Consider the following 17,436-nt stretch of genomic DNA (forward strand, 5'->3'; position numbering starts at 1 on the left):
TTTGATCTGATAAATTAATTAAAGCATTTAATGTCTCAAACACTTCCATTTCGCTGCGGATCAGAGGTTTACACCTGGTTTATGAGCAACAACGGTCAAACGCATCAAGGCCGGCTTGGTCACATGATTGAAGTCATCGCCAAAGCCGGATTCACGGGAATTCAGCCCATTTTTACCTGGATGGGCGATTTGATCGATCCCGATAAGCTGGAAGCAAAGTTGGATGAACAGGGCATTGAGCTGGCAGCATTAGCGCTTGCATTGGACTGGAATGAGGCTGAGGAAACCGAACGCGAGCGCGAAGTGGCCGATCATGCGATCAAAGTCTTGCAACGTTTTCCAGGCGCAGTTTTAAACACCGTGCAAATCCCAACAGGTCGTCACGACCTGGCAGAGCGACAAAAACGCCTTGTTAACATTGTAAACACCGTTTCAAAACGCGCCGCCGAAAAAGGCATTCCTTGCAGTTACCATCCTAATTCACCGCACACCTCCATTATCCGCACAGCCGAAGATTATAAAATCGTCCTCGAAGGACTGGACGCATCGGTTACCGGCTGGACGCCCGATGTAGGCCACATTATCAACGGCGACATGGATCCTTTGGCCAAAATGAAGGAATATCAGTCACTTATTAACCACGTCCATTTCAAGGATTGGGATGGAAACCCCGAATTTACATTAATGGGCAAGGGGAAAGTGGACCTCCTCGGCGTAACGCAGTGGTTGAAAGATATTGGTTACAGCGGCTGGATCATTTGTGAAGACGAAGGAAAAGAAGCATTGGAAGATCCCGATTTCGTAACTACACATGACGGCAATTGGATCCAAAACGACCTGATACCAGCATTAAGATAAACGCCCATGCCGACGATCAAGACCAACGGAATCAACATGTATTACGAAGAAAGGGGCTCCGGCGAGCCGCTTTTGCTGATCATGGGCATAACCGCGCCTGGGTCAGTCTGGAATGTGCATGTAGCCGATTGGAAACAGCATTTCCGTTGCATCATAGGCGATAACAGAGGCGTAGGACAAACAGACAAGCCAGCAGGCGCATACACAAGCGAGCAAATGGCCGACGATTATGCCGGTTTGCTGGACTCACTGGAACTGGAAAATGTGCATGTGGTAGGATGTTCCATGGGCAGCACCATTGCACAGCAACTGGCGATCCGGCATCCGAAAAAAGTGAGATCATTGGTATTAATGTGCCCTTGGGCGCGCTGTGACGCTTATGCGAAGGGATTATTCCAGCATATCATGAACAGCAAAGCCAGGTTCAGACCGGAGGAGTTTAGCTTATACATTCAATTATTGATCTTTTCAAAAGCATCCTGGGACGATCCAAAACAGCACGAAGAACTTGAACTGGGCAGAAAACAAGATGCTGTAAATCCATTTCCCCAACCATTGCACGGACTGGAAGGCCAGGCAGCTGCATGCATTAATCACAATGCGCTCGCTGATTTGGGTAAAATAGAAAAACCCACATTGGTGATCGGAGGAAAAGAAGACATTTTCACACCTGTTTGGATGGCACAAGAGGTCGCAAACGGCATTCCGAATGCAGAGCTATTCCTTTACGAGAAGCTCGGACATGCATTTCATTTTGAAAATACGGACGATTTTAATTTAAGAGTGAGGGATTTTCTTTCGAGAACACATTAAGGAAAGGGCATAACGGCCTTTTTTAATTTTTGAATTGACATTATAAATGGAAAGTGCGGAGCATATAAATCAAGACTGGAAAGAGAAAGTAGGCAATCATGTACAGATAGGCGGAATAGAAACGTCTGTCCTGGACAATGGTGCCGGAAGAGGCACGCGGATCGCCTGGATTAACACAGGGGCCGGGCTACGTTTCAAAGTGGTCATTGACAGGGCAATGGACATTGCAGAAGCATTTTACAATCAGCATAGTCTGGCGTGGCTGAGTCATGGCGGCATCACTTATCCGCAGCCATTTTCAGATAAAGGAATTGATTGGTTAAGGACATTTGGAGGCGGTTTGCTCACAACTTGCGGCCTTACGCACGTAGGCGGGCCAGAGTCGGATAGTTTTGGAGACAGAGGCTTGCACGGTTTGATCAGCAATTCACCCGCAGAAATCGTTTCAATCATTCAGCCGGATGTAAGAGCTGGAAAGCTGGAAATGAGCATTACGGGCATAATCAGGGAAACAAAACCATTTGGGCCAAGTCTGGAACTGAAACGGACCATTTCAGCAACATTAGGCCAGCCCGGAATCCGCATTCATGACGAAGTGACCAATAAAGGCAACACGCCTTCGCCGCATATGCTTTTGTATCATTTCAACTTCGGCTGGCCGCTGGCTGACGAAGGCACTGATATTCTTTGGAGAGGCAAATGGCATCCAAGGCATGGCGAAGAGAATGCAAAGATTTTCAAAGAAGGAAACGATTTCAAAAAGTGCCCCGCACCATTGGATGATCATCTCGGAAGCGGCGAAGAAGTGGCTTTGGTTGAGATTGAGGCGGATATTTTCGGCGACAGCGTTTGCGGACTTTATAACGAAAAAATCGGCCTGGCGGTTGGACTAAAATTTAAAAAAGAACAACTGCCCTGGATGGCCAACTGGCAACATTGGGGAAAAGGCGAATATGTAACCGGGCTGGAACCGAGCACGCATCCATTATCCGGGCAGGCCCAGGCGAGGGAGGATAAGACATTGATTTTCATCGAGCCGGAGGAAACGAAGGTCTATGATTTGGAATTGAATGTGATGACCGAGAAGGAAGCGATTGATGAATACTTTTTATGAATAAGGGCCCTTTGTCAGCCTGAGCCTTTTGCCCTTGTCAGCCTGAGCGGAGTCGAAGGCACGAGCGAGACGCCTTCGTGTGTAGCGCGCCTTCGACTCCGCTCAGGCTGACAAAAGCAGGAGGCTCAGGCTGACAAAAGCAGAAGCTCCGGCTGACAAGGCAAGGCTCAGGCGGATGAAAAGCTGATATTAATAATTTTACTAAACCAAATTTTTTCAAAAAAACAATGGGACTTTCGAGTATAGCCGAAAAGGCATTAGAGCAGGGAAAAGGGATTTTGCGTTTGGCGCCGACTTGGGTGCCGCGTTCATTCTGTGTGCCCGGCCGCAGGATCAAATTACATCCGGACGATTATTATGTACTGGGTGGAGAGCGTGGCGGTATCGATGAGCGCTGGTTATCTTCTACCACTCCCGCAGAGAACGGGCCGCTGACAGGCGAAAATGAAGGTTTGAGCCAAATCGTTCTGGAAGATGAGTCAGGCGTTCAAAAAGTCACATTGCGTGATGCGGTGGAAGAGCTGAAAGGCGAAATTATTGGTAACAGACTTTGGGATCAATACAAAAGCTGGCCGATGTATTCCAAGTTTTTTGACAATATGGGCCCGCTTCCGCACCATATCCACCACAGAGACGAGCACGCCGCCATGGTGGGTCAGAATGGAAAGCCGGAAGCCTACTATTTTCCGCCACAACTCAACAACCACGGCGGCGACTTTCCTTATACATTCATTGGTATTGCTCCCGGTACTTCCAAAGAACAGATCAAGGAGTGTCTGATGAACTTCACCAAGGGTGACAATAAAATCACTAACTACTCTCAGGCATTTCGTCTGGAACCGGGAACGGGCTGGGATGTGCCTCCTGGCATGCTGCACGCGCCGGGCAGCTTGTGCACGTATGAGCCGCAAAAAGCATCGGACATTTTCGCCATGTATCAATCGCTTGTCAACGAGGCGGTCATTCCGGAAGAGCTGCTTTGGAAAGGTACCCCGCAAGACAGAATTGGCGATTACGACTTGTTGATGGAAGTAATCGACTGGGATTTGAATGTCAATCCTAATTTGATGGAGAAACATTTCATGCGTCCGAAACCGGTGAAAGATGTTGCCGAGATGGAAGCGGAAGGATATAGCGAGAACTGGATTTGCTACAAGAACGAAGCTTACAGTGCCAAAGAACTGACCGTATTCCCTGGGCAAACCGTAACAATTAAAGACGGTGGCGCATACGGAATGATAGTGATGCAGGGCCACGGAAAATTCGGAGAATGGGACATTGAAACACCCGCATTGATCCGTTACGGACAACTGACCAACGATGAGTTTTTTGTGAGTGAAAAAGCTGCGACAGAGGGCGTTGTGATCAGCAATCCTTCCAAAACAGACCCAATTGTAATTCTGAAACACTTCGGTCCGGGAAATCCTGACCTTGTTCTTTAACCAATAAATTCTTAAACCATGCCTGAAAATAATTATCCTAAGCTTCACAATGCCACATGGCCTGGGATTGTGGGTAAAGGTTCCGACTCGGAGCCGATTATTTCTTTTGATACAATGCTTGAAAAAACTGCCTCTGCGGAAGTGGACGGCGTTCGTTTTGACGGCGTTGATCTGGGCCTTTTCGACCCGCATGTTGGCATTTATATGAACCAGGACGGCGGTGCCGAACGCCTGGCTGAAAAGCTGAGCGGCCTGAACCTTGAAGTGGGAAGTCTTGTGGCCAATGTTTGGGCTGGTTCTGCAATGGGAACGAAGGAAGCAAAAGACACATTTATCGAGCAGGTGCGTCAGGCTTGCGTTTTTGGTAAACAACTGCGTGACCTCGGCATTCGTCAGGGCGGGGTAATCCGTGTTGACTCAGCCGCTTCGCCCGAAGTTTGGTCTGCTGATCCTGCTGCAAACACGAAGCAAATCGCGGAAACATTCAGACGCGCTTGTGACGTGGCTGCTGATTTTGGTGAAAAAATTGCTGCCGAAGGTGAAATCTGCTGGGGCGGGATGCATAGCTGGAAGGCAATGCTCGACACGTTGAAGGCAGTGGATCGCCCGAATATGGGTTTCCAGGCCGATATGTCACATACATTCCTTTATCTTTTGGGTTACAATGCGCCTGAACACCGCATTTTGCCTGTGGATTTCCAATGGGGCGACCGCTTTGCTTTGGAAGAAGGTTTGAAAAAAATGACTGCTGAATTGCGGCCTTATACATTCGATTTCCACGTTGCACAAAACGACGGAACGGTTCATGGAACAGGTTCGCACGACAAAACAGGGCGTCACTGCCTGGCAACAGATCCAAACGGGAAACTGGACATTACAAAAGACGCCGGATATTGGCTGCGGGATGAAAACGGCAATGTTACCAAGGCATTCCGTCACATTTGCTGGGATGGCTGCATGTTCCCGAACGAGGTGATGACCAACCAGCAAACCTGGAATGACATTCTTGCGGCGCTCGTGAAAGTGCGTCAGGCGCATGGCTGGTATCAGGAAGATAAAGTTGTTTCTCCTATCGTTTAACCCGATTCGAATTAATAATATGTCAAATAAAAAAGAAATCAGGATTGCATTAATTGGCACCGGTTTAATGGGCCGGACGCATTCCAATGGATATAAAAGAATAGGTGACTTCTTCCCCGAATTGGAGTATCGTCCCGTTTTGAAGGCAGTTTGCTCTCGTAACGAAGAAAAAGTGCGCGCATTTGCGGAACAATGGGGTTATGAATCCATTGAAACAGATTGGAGAAAGATTATTGAGCGCGACGATATCGATGCAATAGACATTTGTACGCCCAATGACACGCACGCTGAAATCGCGATTGCAGCAGCAGCAGCGGGTAAGATGATCCTTTGCGAAAAACCATTGGCAAGGACATTGGAAGAAGCCAAAACCATGGTGGACGCCATTGAAAAAGCGGGTGTTCAAAACACAGTTTGGTATAATTATCGTCGTGTGCCTGCCGTAACGTTGGCAAAGCAAATCGTTGATTCTGGTAAGCTAGGTCGTATTTTCCATTATCGCGCTAATTTCCTGCAAGACTGGACGATCAATCCGGATGTACCGCAAGGCGGCGCTGCAACTTGGCGCTTGGATGTGGACGCAGCCGGATCCGGCGTAACAGGCGATTTGCTGGCACATTGCATTGACACTGCCATGTGGATCAACGGCGGCATTAAAGATGTATCGGCTGTTACAGAGACATTTATCAAAGAACGCGTGCATTCAGACAGCGGCGAGGTGAAGAAAGTGGGCATTGATGACGCTTGCATTTTCCACTGTCACTTTGATAATGGTTCATTAGGTCTTTTTGAATCAACGCGTTATGCCCGCGGTCATAAGGCGCTTTATACATTTGAAATCAACGGCGAGCATGCTTCGATCCGCTGGGATCTGCATGATCTGAACCGTCTGGAATTTTTCGACCACAGCGATGAATCCATTGTTCGCGGTTGGAGATCGATTCTGGTTACAGACAGCGACCAGCCTTATATGAAGCGTTGGTGGATTCCGGGCACGAGCATTGGTTACGAACATTCATTCATCCACCAGGCAGCCGACTTTTTCGAAAGTCTACAAACTGGGGAGCCTTGTCGCCCAACGTTTAAAGATGCCTACGAAACCCAGAAAGTGTGTGAAGCAGTTCTGGATTCAGCCGCATCAAAAAGCTGGAAGGACACCGGTGTAACCTGGGAAGGTTAAGAAAGGTCTAAGGCCTACGAAAACACAAAGGCTCCGGCACACATCCGAAAATTCAGAATGTGGCCGGAGCTTTCTTCTAATCAAGAACGATGTCTGAACCAATCCTCAAAGTCTCAAATCTGACAAAGTCATTTTCCGGTGTAAAAGCGCTGGATAACATTCAGTTTGAGCTGAAAAGAGGAGAAGTCCATGCATTGATGGGAGAAAACGGCGCAGGGAAATCAACCTTTATGAAAATCCTGATCGGCCTAATGGCACCGGATTTGGGAGAAATTATTTTCGAAGGAGCAGATTTAAGAAACAGCAATGTCAGCGACACATTGAAGCGGGGCATTTCAATGATTCACCAGGAAATTCTGATCATTCCCGAGCTGACTGTTGCACAAAATATTTTTTTGGGAAGAGAAAGGGAAATTTCAGGAAGAAAAGGCTGGACTTCCGGCTGGTTGAATAATGCTGCTGTTAATCAAAGAGCGGCGGATCTATTACAAGAAATGGGTGTTACCATTGATCCCGAGGGCAAAATGAATCATTTGAGCGTTGCTCAGATGCAAATGGTGGAAATTGCAAAAGCGATTTCAAATGATGCAAAAGTGATCATTATGGACGAGCCTACGTCGGCCATTTCGGACAAGGAAGGTGATACACTTTTCAAAATCATCAAAGACTTAAAAGCGAAGGGGGTTGCTATCATTTACATCTCCCACAAAATGGACGAGATTTTCAAGATTTCGGACACTATAACCGTCCTGCGCGATGGCAGATACATTGCCACGAAAAGCGCCGCAGAGCTGGACAAGCAATCATTAATCTCCATGATGGTCGGCCGGGAAATTGAACACATGTTTCCCGATTCTAATAATAGTAGAGGCGAGCTGGCGCTTTCAGTGATAGGTTTGAGCAAAAAAGGCCAGTTCTCCGATATCAATTTCGATGTGCATGCAGGAGAAATTCTTGGTTTTGCAGGCCTTATGGGCGCAGGGAGAACCGAAATTGCACGCGTGATTTACGGCTTGGATAAGCAGGATGGAGGCGAAATCAGGATCAAAAATAAATCAGTCACGAACAAAACTCCCCGTCAGGCCATTGAAAACGGCATTGGTTATGTTAGCGAGGATCGTAAGGGTTTGGGATTCATTCCCGGCATGTCGGTGAAGGATAACACCACATTGGCCAGCATGAACCGTCACCGAAAAGGGATTTTTATTGATAAAACAAGTGAGAGAACTTCCACCGAGCAAATAATCGCTGACTTACGCATTAAAACTGCCGATATGAGCCAGAAAGTAACGTATCTCAGCGGTGGAAACCAGCAAAAAGTGGTCATAGGGAAGGTTTTATTAGCCTCACCTGAAATTATCATTTTAGATGAGCCAACCAGAGGTGTGGATGTCGGGGCAAAATTTGAAATATATAAACTCATCAGAAACCTCGCAGACAAAGGAATAGCCATCATCATGATTTCCTCGGAACTGCCTGAGATTCTGGGCATGAGCGACAGGATTTTGGTTTTATCCAAAGGAAAACAAACAGCAATTCTTTCCAGACAGGAAGCGACGCAGGAATTAATTATGAAATACGCGGTCGCCTGATCGCCAATGAAATATGGATAAATCTTTCCGGTTTAAACGTTTTGGCCAGTACGGCATTTTTCTAGCCTTTGCATTGATATGCCTGGCACTGGCATTGAGCACGCCCAGGTTTTTTACAGTTCCCAATTTAATGATCATCGGGACGCAGGTTTCGATCAATGCATTGCTTGCATTTGGCGTCACCTTCGTCATCATAACCGGCGGAATAGATCTTTCGCTTGGTTCGATGGTTGCCGTTGCGGGGGTTACCGCAGCCATGTTCGCCCATCCAGACACTTATCCACTATTAGTTCCATTGTTTGCCGGGTTGGGAGCAGGTGTGTTTTTCGGAGCATTCAATGGTTTTGTTATTACAAAAAGCAAAGTGCCACCATTCATCGTAACGCTCGGCACCATGACCATCGGCCGCGGACTTGCATTGATTCTAAGCAAAGGCAGACCTATCTCCAATTTGTCAGATTCATTTAACTTTATCGGCGGCGGAAATGTCTTTGGCATCCCATTCCCGATCATTATACTGATCATTGCGTTCATCATTTGCTCTATTATTTTGAATAAAACTGTCCTTGGGCGCTATATGTATGCGGTGGGCGGGAACGAGCCAGCCGCACGTGCATCGGGCATCCGCGTTACCAACGTAAAAATGTGGGTATATACGCTTTGCGGGCTGCTTTCTGCTGTTGGAGGGATATTATTAACATCCAGGATCACTACGGGCCAACCCAATGCGGGTGCAGGATTCGAGCTGGACGCTATTGCGGCGGCAATCATCGGAGGAACAAGCACTTCCGGCGGGACAGGCACGATGGCCGGAACATTGATCGGCGCACTGCTCATTGGTGTCATTAGCAATAGTCTGGATTTGTTGAATGTGACTTCTTATTATCAGCAAGTCGTAATGGGCATTATCATTATCGGCGCTGTGGTGCTGGATAGTGCGGGTAAAAAAGATCGTTAGTTTTCGAAAATTGAATCAAAATAGAATGGTTAATTCATTGAAATATATTCTGATAGCAACATTATCGTTCGCCATTACAAGTTGCAATCAATCTCAAAAAAGCGAAGGTTCAGAAAGCGGCTCAGGTAAGAAACTGGTTGTGGGAGCCACAATGCTAAGCATGCAAAACGAATTCATTGTCAATGTAAGTGACGAAATGGAAGCGAAAGCAAAGGAGCTGGGCGTGGAATTGATAACGGTGGACGCCGAACGCTCGGCGTTGAAGCAGGTGGAGCAAGTGGAAAGTTTCATCGCGCAAGGCGTGGACGCGATCATTATGAACCCCTGCGAAGTGGAGGCGAGTTCACCAGCCGTCAAGCTGGCAATGGACGCTAACATTCCTATTATCAATGTCAATTCCGAAACTTCCGCAAAACCAACTGCATTTGTCGGTTCCGATGATACAGAATCTGCCCGGATTGCCATGAAATATCTTGCTGAGAAACTTGGCGGCAAAGGAAATGTGCTCATTATGCACGGATTTATGGGTCAGGCCGCGCAAATCAAAAGAGATAACGGTGCAAAGGAAATATTGAAAACCAATCCGGGAATGAAGCTCCTTGCTGAGCAAACCGGTGAATGGGACCGGGCAAAAGCCATGTCATTAATGGAAAACTGGATTCAATCGTTTGGCCCAAAAATCAACGCCGTTTTCGCCCATAATGATGAAATGGGCATGGGCGCAGTAAAAGCACTCGAAGCCGCTGGTTTGAAAGACAAAGTAATCGTAGTGAGCGTTGACGCAATTCCCGACGCATTGCAATCCGTAAAAAAGGGCGCCTTAAACGCCACAATCTTCCAAAACGCCCAGGAACAAGGCGGCAAAGCCATAGAAACCGCAGTGAAAGCGGCTAAGAAAGAGAAGTTTGAGAAGGAGGTTCTAATTCCTTTTCAGTTGGTGACTAAGGAGAATGTTGGGGAGTATTTGAAATGATTACTCAGGCTTTTTTCTTTCGTTAAGAAAACTTAGGTCGACGCCTTCCAGCTGTTTACGGGCAAGTTCATTTTTCATTTGAACAAATTCTTCAACGGAAGCATATACCCGTTCTTCTCTAAATTTGGTCCTTTTCGCTCTGGCTGTCGGATTCATCTGATTTGTTGTTTAAGTATGTGATTAAAAATGCGTCATATTTTCGATTTGGAATGAAAGGTTCTCTTTTCATTCCTTTCAAGCCATAAATTTCGAAAATTCTTCTCGCTTCTAAAAGCTCTTTGCTTATAATAATATTGTAAAGTCGCGTTCTGGCAGGTGTGCTTCCGGTAATGTAAATGGATGAATTCGGATACGCTTTACAAAATGAGATCATGCTGTTTACAACAGTGGCAATAACTTTCCCCATGTCAAGATTATTGCTAATATTTCGATCGCAGCTTTCTCCGTTGCTTAAAATATCGCATAAAGCTAAGTTATACATATTTGATACTTTTTCACTTGGCGTATAAATGATCAGTTTTCGGATAGACTTAAATTGGCTAACACTTTCAAACTCAAACAGCAAACAATTTTTGCTTACTTTATAGTCGTAATATTCTGTTTTCATATTACATTGTTTTTTCCGCCATTGAGACGCAGACGCAAAACAGAAGTCACTCATTTCAAATAAAAATTTTTGCTGAAAGTAAACCGGCCATTCAAGTCCCTTTTAGTCCCAACTGAGCTAGTCCTTAACCAATCAATATTCAATGAATAGTTTCAATATCAATCGCCGGAGTTTTCTTCATGGCGCTACTGCGGCACTTGCGCTTTCTACATTTGGTGCGCGGGGAATGGACCTAATTAACCCGGCTAAGACGCTCCGTGTGGGGCTTATTGGCACAGGATGGTATGGTAAAAGTGATTTGTTTAGATTGATACAGGTGGCTCCGGTTGAAGTGCTTGCGCTTTGCGATGTTGATAAAAATCAGTTGAATGAGGCTGGAAAACTGGTGAGCCAACGCCAGAAGTCTGGTAAGACGCCAAAGCTTTACGGTGACTATCAAAAGATGCTTGCGGAAAATGAAATGGACATTGTGCTTATCGGCACACCGGATCACTGGCATGCTTTGCAGATGATCGACGCAGTGAAGGCAGGCGCGCACGTGTATGTGCAGAAGCCGATCAGCGTGGATGTGATGGAGGGCGAGGCAATGGTCGCCGCTGCCCGCAAATATAAGAAAGTGGTTCAGGTAGGAACGCAACGCAAAAGCACACCGCACTTGATCGATGCGAAGAAAAACATTGTTGATGCCGGGTTGCTTGGGAAAATTTCACACGTAGAAATGTGCTGCTATTTTCACATGCGGAACAATGGCAATCCGCCGGTCGAAGCGGTGCCCGATTTTCTTGATTACGAAAAATGGACCGGTCCGGCTCCGTTAAGGCCTTACGACGGCTTGCCACACGTGCGCTGGTGGCGCACATTTATGGAATACGGAAATGGCGTTACAGGCGATATGTGTGTGCACATGTTTGATACCGTGCGCTGGATGCTCAAACTCGGCTGGCCTAAAAAAATCAGCTCAACCGGTGGTATTTATGTTCAGAAAGAAGGTAAATCCAATATTTCCGACACGCAATCGGCAATTTTTGAGTACGATGACTTGAATTGCGTCTGGCAGCACCGCACCTGGGGAACGCCTAATAACCCTGATTATCCCTGGTCGTTTACGCTATATGGAGAAAAAGGAACATTATGGGCGAGTACAATGGCCTATGATTTCATTCCACAGGGCAAAGGCGAAAAGATCCATAAAGATGTAGTTTTTGAAAAGGAAAAATATCCGGAAGACGTAACCGAAAAGGCAATCGAACTCAATGCAGCTCCGGCAACGCGACTGCATATGCTTGACTTTTTAAGCGCGATTGACAACAGCAGCAAGCCCGTTGCCGATATCGAAGAAGGTCATATTTCTACGGCGAGTTGTATTCTTGCAAATCTTTCCATGAAAACCGGCCGACCCATTGTTTATGATCCGGTAAAACGCGAAATTGTAGGTGATAGAGAAGCCAATGCACTTTTGGCACGTCCATATCGAGATCCCTACAAGCATCCAGACTATAAGAAAGTCTAGCCCTTTGCAATAAAAGTTTGTGGTCCCTATAAATTCCCAGTACATCGCGTCCGGTTGACCCCGGGCGCGTATTTGTTTACAACCATTTCCGAACGATTCTTGTCTACTATTTCAGGGCAGTTTATGCAAACGTTTGCGTAAATGGAAAAGGCTGTTTCTGATGTGTTTAAGGGCATTAATACAATGTTTTTTTAAACTTATATACCAAAAATATTTGTTTATAGTTAATATGATATTGTTGTCCGAACAATTAAACTTTTGCCCTCGGAAACTGTCAGATAATTACTAAAACTAAACGTTCAAACAAAAATGAAAACCATAGTGAAGTTGATGAAATCCACCGTAGCGGTGGTCGTGGCGGGTGCTTTAATGATTGCGTGCAGTCAGGCACTACAGGTAAGTTATGATTATGATTCCTCTGTCAACCTGAAACAATTTAAAACCTTTAAAGTGGAGGCCGAGCACAACATGGAGCAGGATCCGCTTTTAGGGAGTGAATTGAACAGAAGAAGGCTAGGAGATGCGGTTGTGGAAGTGATGGAAGCCAAGGGTTACAAAATGGATACACAAAATCCGGACATCATCGTAAGGTTTATGACCGACGTGAAAGAACGTCAGCAAGTACGTTCCAACAACATGTACTCGCCTTATATGTGGTGGTATGGCGGCGGAAACAACATTTCGACCTATAACTATCAGGAAAGCCGTTTTATCCTGAACATTTATCAGAAAAACAGCGACAGGATGGTGTGGCAGGGATGGGCTTCGGGCAAAGTGAAAGCCCCAACCAAAAAAGAAGACCGCGAAACAATGGTTAAAAACACCATGACGGACATTCTAAAAACCTTCCCGCAGGCTACGCTCGATACGTATAGCAGGAATTAAAATTTAATGCAAATGGAAAAATAGCGCAGAACATATTCTGCGCTATTTTTTTGTTATAAAGCCTCCCCGTTCCTAAACTCCTCCGAAGCCTTCTTCACGATCGAGTCGCCTGCGTGGAGATTGCCGAAGACTTCTACCAGCGTATCTACCACGGTTCCTCTTTTTACAGGAACCCATTCTGCTTTTTTATCTTTTTCCCGGATTACAAAAACCTGTTCGCTGGAATAAACAACCGCCGAAGTCGGCACAAACAATGTGTTGGCGGTGCGGGATGTGTTCAACATTACTTGCGCGTACATGCCTGCTTTGAGCTCGTTTGAACGATTATCAACGTCAAATTCTGTCATCATGGAGCGGTTTTCTTCGGTTAATGTCCTGGAACTTCTGGCATAAACACCTTTGTATTGCTTTTCAGGGCTTGCCGACACTGTGAAACTGATCTCGCCCTTTGACGGAACTGCGTTGGATACGTTTTCTGGAATGGCCAGGGTTAACCTCAATTTGGTATTATCTTCCAACACAAATAAAGGCTTCGCACCGCTTTCTCCGGGGCCTACCAATGCACCAGGACTGATATTCCGCTCTGTAATAATTCCGTCAAAAGGTGCTGCAACAGTCAGATATTTAGCCAGTTGAGATTTTGTTTCCATATAAGAGCGCGCAGCCTGCACATTTCCCTGAGCCATGGCCACCGCCGAACTGTTCGTAACAGACCTGGCTTTTGCCAAATCCAGTTCATTTAGCGAAACTGCCCCTTCGGTCTTGCTGGTGCGCAGCAAACGGTTATAAGTGAGCGAACTTGTTTGAAAACGGGTGGTGCTTTCATGCAATGCGGCTTCTGAGGCAATCAGCTGCGCTTTGGCCTGGCTTAGTTCTGACAAAACCTCAGGCGCTTCGAGCGTAGCGAGAATCTGTCCTTTCCGCACCATTGTTCCGCGATCCACATTTACGGTTTTCACAAATCCCTTCACTTTCGGATAAATGCTGACCTTGTTCCACGGCTTCAATTCGCCGGGTAATGCGAGTTGCTTGCCCGGTTTCAGACTTTGCACAACCGCCATTTCGGTTGCCGGCGCCTGCTCTTCTTTTTGCGCTTTGCCATCAGTTGTTTCAGCTTCGGAATTGCAGGACATAATGCCAAATGTCATTGTTCCAACGATGATTAACGATTTCAGGGTGTTCATGGAAATGGAAGTTTGAAGTTTATTTCGGAAAAAATTGCTTTCGGGGTCTTCCGGATCGAGCGATAGTGATTGAATGGAAGCTTTTCTTTTGACCATTGTGAAAACAGCCGGAAGAATGAGCAGAGAAGCTAATGTTGATGCGATCAATCCGCCGATCACGGCTTGCCCCAGCGGAGCAATCTGGTCGCCGCCCTCGCCTAAGCCGGACGCCATTGGGATCATTCCGGCAATCATCGCGATACTCGTCATCAAAATTGGCCTTATTCGACTTCCGGCCGCCAAAATCACCGCCTTATAGGAGTCGTTCAGCTGCAAACGAAGGTTTTCTGCATTGGTAACCATTAAAATGGCATTCGCCACCGAAACCCCCACGGACATAATCAAGCCCATATAAGATTGCAAATTCAATGTTGCCCCACTCAGAAGAAGCAGGCCAATTGAGCCGACAACCACTGCTGGAATGGTCGAAAGGACGACAAGCGACAATTTGAATGATTGGTAAGTGGCGGAAAGCAACATGAACATGATCACAATGGCAATCACCAAACCAACCTGCAAGCTTCCTAATGTCTCGGTCAGCAAGTCAGACTGGCCTTTTAGCTCAACCAAAACACCACGCGGAGGCTCTCCGGCATCCTTTATGGCAGTTTCAACTGCTTTTGTGGCTGCGCCTAAATCCTTTTTATGAATGTTGGCAGTCACCGTCACGAGTCGGTTCGGGCCAGCGCGATCGTACTCGCCGGGAGCCGTTTTTTCGGAAAATGTGGCCACATCAGCCAATAGGGGATTGCTAACGCCGGTTTTCAAGGGAATTGTTCCAATGTCTTCTATTGAGGTCATTTGATATTCAGGAATCTGAACCTGAACTTGATATGCAAGCCCTTTTGCATCATCCAGCCAAAGGTTTTTATCCGTAAAACGGCTTGATGAAGTCGCCGCCACCATGGATCTGGCCACTTGCGTGGAAGTGATGCCAAGCTGGCCAGCCCGTTCGCGGTTGATCTCCACATTCAGTACAGGATAATCCAACGGCTGCGCAATTTGAACATCTCGCAGGAATGCAATGTGCTGCATTTCTTTCTGGATCTTCTTTGCAAATCGTCCTGCTTCTTCAACATCCTTCGCAGCAACGCTCACCTCGATCGGAGTGGATGCGCCCTGGCTCATGATCTTATCCACCAGCTCAATGGGTTCAAAAGAAATTTTCAGCGAAGGAATTTCCTTACCAATGCGTTCCCGCAATTTTTCTTTCAATGCGTCCATTTTAACAGGAAAATCTTCGTGTAACGAAACCTGCAAAACAGCCTCATGCGGCCCGCTGTTGAACACGAAAATATTAGACGTTCCATAACTGGATGGCACCGTTCCAACATATGCCGACGAAATCTCAACATGTTCCTTACCCACTTCCGACTTGATCAGATCAAGCACTTTCAATGTGGCTTGCTCGGTGCGTTCTACGCGCGTCCCGTCCGCAATGCGCAGACGCATTTGAAACTGGTGACTATTGGCTTTTGGTAAAATATCAGTTCCAATGAGGAAAAATCCACCGACGATCAATACAACCGCGGCGACGAGATAAACAGGAACCACGAGTTTCCCTTTTCGCATAATGCCGCTCAGGAAATCAATGTATTTTAATTTAAATTTCTCAAAACCCTTAACTGGCAAAGACGGATGCGCACCTTCTTTGATCACATTATCAATTTCCCGCTTATCCAAAGCCAGTGTTGGCCCTTCGTGATGCGGATTATCTTTCAGCAGCCAGTTTGCCAAAACCGGAACCAATGTTTGGGACAATAAAAATGACGCGATCATGGCAAAACCAACGGCCAGTGACAGCGGCAAAAACATGGATCTCGGAATGCCGCTCATGACAAACGACGGTGCGAAAACAGCAAGAATGGCTAGCAGGATCAGAAATTCCGGGAAAGCAATTTCCTTACAAGCATCCCAAATGGCTTGTTCTTTCGGCTTACCCATTTCTTGATGCTGGTGAATGTTCTCAATCGTAACCGTCGCCTGATCCACCAAAACACCAATAGCCAATGCTAAGCCGCTCAATGTCATAATGTTAATAGTTTGGCCAAACAGATTCATCAGAATGACGGCGGATAAAATCGAGATCGGAATGGTGACAATTACGATGATCACACTGCGCCAGTCACGCAAGAACAAAAGCACCATCAAACCGGTTAGTAAGGCTCCTAAAATTCCTTCCGTGACCAAACTTTTCAGCGAATTGGTCACATAAACCGATTGGTCAAACTCATAGGAGATCTTCACATCCTCGGGAACGGCATTCCTTAATTGCGGCAATGCAGCCCTGATATTATTCACTACATCCAGCGTAGAAGCATCTGATTTTTTAACCACCGGGATATAAACCGCGCGGCGGCCGTTGATCAAGGCATAACTCACCGTGACATCGGCACCATCTTCCACCGTGCCTACATCGCGAATAAACACAGTAGGGCCTGCGCCGGTGCGGATGGGAATGTTGAGAAAGTCTTCTGGTTTTTTGATCAATGAGTTAACCGGTGTCATTAATGTCCGGTCGCCTATGCGGATGTTACCCGCGGGTGATGGCTGGTTGTTGGTAATGATGGATTTAATGATTTCCTCGGGCGTCAAATGGTAACTTCTGATGCGTTCAGGATCAACGCGAATGACAATGGTACGCTGGTTACCACCGAATGGCGGCGGACTGGAAACGCCTTCAATGCGGCTGAACATCGGCCGCACGCGGGAAGATGCAAAATCCTGGATCTCGTTCAAGGAGCGGGATGAGCTTTCAAAAACCATTTGCCCGATGGGGACAGAACTGGCGTCAAAACGGACCACTTGCGGAGGAACGGTTCCTTCGGGCATGTAAGCTTTTGCCCGCGAAACATTATTCGCCACTTCCGCAGCCGCCTGCGCCATATCGGTTCCGGGATAAAACGAAAGTTTGATCAGCGAAAGTCCCTGAATGGTTTTCACATCCACATCCCGGATGCCGGAAACGTACAGAAAGTGATCCTGGTAACGGGTCGCAATGAAGCCGTCCATCTGATCGGGCGCCATACCACCGTAAGGCTGCACCACGTAAATGGTGGGTAAATCCAGGTTTGGGAAAATGTCGACAGGAATGCTGCGGATGGATAAAATGGAAAAGAACAGGATTCCGATCACCACCACCATAATGGAAATAGGCTGCCGCAGTGCGGTTCTAATGAGTTGATACATAATGAATTGATT

The 17,436-nt window shown here is 46.7% G+C and carries 13 protein-coding genes; 11 read left to right on the forward strand and 2 right to left on the reverse strand.

What is annotated here, in order from left to right:
* The first annotated feature begins 30 nt into the window (after positions 1-30).
* From NFI81_RS22765 to NFI81_RS22805, 9 genes are all read left to right on the forward strand, one after another.
* Entirely contained in the window at positions 31-858 is an 828-nt protein-coding gene (locus NFI81_RS22765; RefSeq protein WP_234615779.1) for a sugar phosphate isomerase/epimerase family protein, read from the forward strand.
* 6 nt (positions 859-864) lie between these two features.
* Positions 865-1,671: an alpha/beta fold hydrolase gene (locus tag NFI81_RS22770; protein WP_234615780.1), complete on the forward strand. Its 807-nt coding sequence runs from the start codon at positions 865-867 to the stop codon at positions 1,669-1,671.
* Between the two features lie 46 nt (positions 1,672-1,717).
* Positions 1,718-2,785, forward strand: coding sequence for an aldose 1-epimerase family protein (locus NFI81_RS22775; protein ID WP_234615781.1), 1,068 nt, complete (start codon positions 1,718-1,720; stop codon positions 2,783-2,785).
* Between the two features lie 227 nt (positions 2,786-3,012).
* Entirely contained in the window at positions 3,013-4,227 is a 1,215-nt protein-coding gene (locus NFI81_RS22780) for a class I mannose-6-phosphate isomerase (RefSeq protein ID WP_234615782.1), read from the forward strand.
* Between the two features lie 18 nt (positions 4,228-4,245).
* Positions 4,246-5,307, forward strand: coding sequence for a sugar phosphate isomerase/epimerase family protein (locus NFI81_RS22785; protein ID WP_234615783.1), 1,062 nt, complete (start codon positions 4,246-4,248; stop codon positions 5,305-5,307).
* Positions 5,308-5,326: 19 nt separating this feature from the next.
* A complete protein-coding gene (locus tag NFI81_RS22790; RefSeq protein ID WP_234615784.1) occupies positions 5,327-6,487 on the forward strand; it encodes a Gfo/Idh/MocA family protein in 1,161 nt (386 codons plus the stop codon).
* 89 nt (positions 6,488-6,576) lie between these two features.
* Positions 6,577-8,079, forward strand: coding sequence for a sugar ABC transporter ATP-binding protein (locus NFI81_RS22795; RefSeq protein WP_234615785.1), 1,503 nt, complete (start codon positions 6,577-6,579; stop codon positions 8,077-8,079).
* 13 nt (positions 8,080-8,092) lie between these two features.
* The gene (locus tag NFI81_RS22800; RefSeq protein WP_234615786.1) at positions 8,093-9,037 is read left to right on the forward strand and encodes an ABC transporter permease; all 945 of its coding nucleotides are present in this window, start codon (positions 8,093-8,095) and stop codon (positions 9,035-9,037) included.
* A gap of 25 nt (positions 9,038-9,062) precedes the next feature.
* Entirely contained in the window at positions 9,063-10,010 is a 948-nt protein-coding gene (locus NFI81_RS22805; RefSeq protein WP_234615787.1) for a sugar ABC transporter substrate-binding protein, read from the forward strand.
* Positions 10,011-10,128: 118 nt separating this feature from the next.
* Here the strand turns inward: NFI81_RS22805 and NFI81_RS22810 are convergent, their stop codons facing one another.
* Complete coding sequence (locus tag NFI81_RS22810; protein ID WP_234615788.1) at positions 10,129-10,617, reverse strand: DUF6934 family protein; 489 nt, start codon at positions 10,615-10,617, stop codon at positions 10,129-10,131.
* A 142-nt stretch (positions 10,618-10,759) separates the two neighbouring features.
* On the opposite strand from NFI81_RS22810, the gene NFI81_RS22815 reads away from it, so the two are divergent.
* The gene (locus tag NFI81_RS22815) at positions 10,760-12,127 is read left to right on the forward strand and encodes a Gfo/Idh/MocA family protein (protein ID WP_234615789.1); all 1,368 of its coding nucleotides are present in this window, start codon (positions 10,760-10,762) and stop codon (positions 12,125-12,127) included.
* Positions 12,128-12,436: 309 nt separating this feature from the next.
* Positions 12,437-13,012, forward strand: a complete 576-nt coding sequence (locus tag NFI81_RS22820; RefSeq protein WP_234615790.1) for a DUF4136 domain-containing protein — start codon at positions 12,437-12,439, stop codon at positions 13,010-13,012.
* A gap of 53 nt (positions 13,013-13,065) precedes the next feature.
* On the opposite strand, the gene NFI81_RS22825 is transcribed toward NFI81_RS22820, so the two are convergent.
* Positions 13,066-17,424 (reverse strand): efflux RND transporter permease subunit, encoded by a 4,359-nt coding sequence (locus tag NFI81_RS22825; protein WP_234615791.1) that lies wholly within the window; start codon positions 17,422-17,424, stop codon positions 13,066-13,068.
* Positions 17,425-17,436: the final 12 nt, after the last annotated feature.

Source organism: Dyadobacter fanqingshengii (assembly GCF_023822005.2).
Taxonomy (GTDB): Bacteria; Bacteroidota; Bacteroidia; order Cytophagales; family Spirosomataceae; genus Dyadobacter; species Dyadobacter fanqingshengii.

Excerpts from the sequence above, each read along its gene's own strand:
- NFI81_RS22820 (WP_234615790.1), top strand. The coding sequence starts at position 12,437 with ATGAAAACCATAGTGAAGTTGATGAAATCCACCGTAGCGGTGGTCGTG.
- NFI81_RS22810 (WP_234615788.1), bottom strand. The coding sequence starts at position 10,617 with ATGAAAACAGAATATTACGACTATAAAGTAAGCAAAAATTGTTTGCTG.
- NFI81_RS22785 (WP_234615783.1), top strand. The coding sequence starts at position 4,246 with ATGCCTGAAAATAATTATCCTAAGCTTCACAATGCCACATGGCCTGGG.
- NFI81_RS22795 (WP_234615785.1), top strand. The coding sequence starts at position 6,577 with ATGTCTGAACCAATCCTCAAAGTCTCAAATCTGACAAAGTCATTTTCC.
- NFI81_RS22790 (WP_234615784.1), top strand. The coding sequence starts at position 5,327 with ATGTCAAATAAAAAAGAAATCAGGATTGCATTAATTGGCACCGGTTTA.
- NFI81_RS22765 (WP_234615779.1), top strand. The coding sequence starts at position 31 with ATGTCTCAAACACTTCCATTTCGCTGCGGATCAGAGGTTTACACCTGG.
- NFI81_RS22815 (WP_234615789.1), top strand. The coding sequence starts at position 10,760 with ATGAATAGTTTCAATATCAATCGCCGGAGTTTTCTTCATGGCGCTACT.
- NFI81_RS22800 (WP_234615786.1), top strand. The coding sequence starts at position 8,093 with ATGGATAAATCTTTCCGGTTTAAACGTTTTGGCCAGTACGGCATTTTT.
- NFI81_RS22770 (WP_234615780.1), top strand. The coding sequence starts at position 865 with ATGCCGACGATCAAGACCAACGGAATCAACATGTATTACGAAGAAAGG.
- NFI81_RS22805 (WP_234615787.1), top strand. The coding sequence starts at position 9,063 with ATGGTTAATTCATTGAAATATATTCTGATAGCAACATTATCGTTCGCC.
- NFI81_RS22775 (WP_234615781.1), top strand. The coding sequence starts at position 1,718 with ATGGAAAGTGCGGAGCATATAAATCAAGACTGGAAAGAGAAAGTAGGC.
- NFI81_RS22780 (WP_234615782.1), top strand. The coding sequence starts at position 3,013 with ATGGGACTTTCGAGTATAGCCGAAAAGGCATTAGAGCAGGGAAAAGGG.
- NFI81_RS22825 (WP_234615791.1), bottom strand. The coding sequence starts at position 17,424 with ATGTATCAACTCATTAGAACCGCACTGCGGCAGCCTATTTCCATTATG.